Annotated in this window: 1 protein-coding gene; it reads right to left on the minus strand. The window is 40.6% G+C overall.

What is annotated here, in order from left to right; translation table 11 throughout:
- Positions 1 to 1,294 (minus strand): IS3 family transposase gene (locus IYQ91_RS09890; RefSeq protein ID WP_195673723.1). Its coding sequence is split into 2 segments (ribosomal slippage), with 1,295 coding nucleotides annotated over them: positions 1 to 832 and positions 832 to 1,294; the frame shifts between segments, so codons are not numbered across the junction. This gene is flagged as partial in the annotation.
- Between the last annotated feature and the right edge of the window lie 10 nt (positions 1,295 to 1,304).

Below are 1,304 nucleotides of genomic sequence, written 5' to 3' on the forward strand. Positions count from 1 at the left end.
ATCCGTTTATTGTTGTAATAAACAATATAAGTTGCAATAGCTTTCTCCAGCTCATCAAGCGATTGATAACTCTTCTCATAACCGTAGAACATCTCCGATTTGAGGATGCCAAAGAAGGACTCCATCATCCCATTGTCTGGACTATTGCCCTTGCGAGACATAGATGGGACAATTCCTTTCGCTTCTAAGAATTGATGATAAGACTGGTGCTGATACTGCCAGCCTTGGTCACTGTGGAGAATGGTTCCCTTGTAGGTTCCAGCAGGAAAAGCCTTGGCTAACATTGTTCTGACCTGGTTCAAGTCAGGTGAACGTGACAAGGTAAAGGCAATGATTTCACTATTATACCCATCTAAAATAGGAGACAGGTAGAGCTTTCCATTGACGTTTGGTAAGGCAAATTCGGTTACATCTGTATAGCACTTCTCATAAGGCTTAGAAGCTTGAAATTGACGCTGAATGAGATTCTCAGCTTTCTTACCAATCTCCCCCTTGTAAGAAGAATACTTCCGTTGACGACGAATTCGAGCTTGTAGTCCCATCACTTGCATCAATCGCTGAACTTTCTTATGATTGACGTGAAAGCCACGATTTTTCAGTTCAAGATGAATCCGACGATAACCATAGTTTCCCTTGTGCTCATCATAAATCAATTGAATTTCAGCTTTTAACTCTTGATTCTTGTCTGGTTTGTCCAGCTGTTTTAGCTGGTAATAGTAAGTTGCACGAGAGAGTTTAGCTATGGCTAGTAGGAAACTTAATCGGAATCCTCCCTTGACCATCTCTCTAATTGTCTCTGCTTTTCGTGCTGTAAGGTTTTGTCCCTTAAGCGTAACTCCCTCAACTTTTTTAGATAGGCATTCTCCGTTCTAAGACGCTCGTTCTCTTCTTGAAGTCGCTCTAGTTCCGTCATTTCTTCCCAAGTTTTCTTTTTCTTACGTCCCATCTTTGGTGGTCTCCCTCTTTGTTTCTCAACAATAGTATAGCCGTTTTTCTTATATTGTGCCAGCCAATTTGGGAGAGTCCCCCTGTTAGGAAGGGCAAAATCGAGAGAGACTGACAATTGAGAACGCCCTTCAAGAAGAACTTGATGAAGGATTTTTTGCTTTAGTTCAGGAGAATAATAAGTCTTCTTACCTCTCTTGACAATGTCTACTCCATGCCTATCAATTAGTCGAATCAGATATTCGATCCCTGACTGATTGAGGTTAAACTGTTTTGATAATGACTTGAGAGTTGCGCCGCTTTTTCGCAAGTAATAGATTTGAACCTTGTCTTCATAACTTAATTTCATAAAAATAACA

Source organism: Streptococcus sp. HF-2466 (assembly GCF_015594645.1).
GTDB lineage: Bacteria > Bacillota > Bacilli > Lactobacillales > Streptococcaceae > Streptococcus > Streptococcus anginosus.